Source organism: Pseudarthrobacter sp. NamB4 (genome assembly GCF_005796185.1).
Classification (GTDB): domain Bacteria; phylum Actinomycetota; class Actinomycetes; order Actinomycetales; family Micrococcaceae; genus Arthrobacter.
On the sequence record NZ_VAHM01000043.1, the window covers coordinates 1 to 911 of the forward strand.

At 66.1% G+C, this 911-nt stretch carries 1 protein-coding gene; it reads right to left on the reverse strand.

Translation table 11 applies throughout. The features are described from left to right. A partial coding sequence (locus tag FDW81_RS17950; protein ID WP_138135557.1) for an isomerizing glutamine--fructose-6-phosphate transaminase occupies positions 1-911 on the reverse strand: 911 nt, incomplete at both ends.

Here is a 911-nt window from a genome sequence, read left to right on the forward strand (position 1 = left end):
TCGACGGTGACGCTCTTGGCGAGGTTGCGGGGCTGGTCCACGTCGTAGCCCTTGGCCGCTGCCAGTTCCGCGGCGAAGATCTGCAGCGGGACGGTGGTTAGCAGCGGCATCAGCAGGGTGGGGGTTTCGGGGACGTAGAAGACGTGCTCGGCGTAGGCCTTCACGGCTTCGTCGCCTTCCTCGGCGATGACCAGGGTGCGGGCGCCGCGGGCGCGGACTTCCTGGATGTTGCTGATGACCTTGGCGTGCAGCGATTCGCGCCCGCGCGGGGACGGGACTACCACGAACACCGGCTGGCCCTCGTCGATCAGGGCGATCGGGCCGTGCTTAAGCTCACCGGCGGCGAAGCCCTCGGCGTGGATGTACGCGATTTCCTTCAGCTTCAACGCACCCTCAAGCGCCACCGGGTAGCCCACGTGCCGGCCCAGGAACAGCACCGACTTCTCATCCGCCATGCTCCTGGCAAGCTCGCGCAGGGGCCCGGCGTTGTCCAGGATCTTCTGGATCTTCGCCGGGATCTTGTTCAGGTCCGCGAGGACGTCCTTGATCTGGCCGGAGAAGATGTTCCCGCGCAGCTGCGCCAGGTACAGGCCCAGCAGGTACGCGGCGGTGATCTGGGCCAGGAACGCCTTGGTGGAGGCCACCGCGATTTCCGGTCCGGCGTGGGTGTAGAGCACGGCGTCGGACTCGCGCGGGATGGTTGAGCCGTTGGTATTGCAGATCGAGATCGTCTTCGCGCCCTGTTCGCGGGCGTAGCGGACGGCCATCAGGGTATCCATCGTCTCGCCGGACTGGCTGATGGACACCACCAGGGTGTTCTCATCCAGGATCGGGTCGCGGTAGCGGAACTCGTGAGCGAGCTCCACCTCGGTGGGAATCCGGCACCAGTTCTCGATCGCGTACTTCGCCAC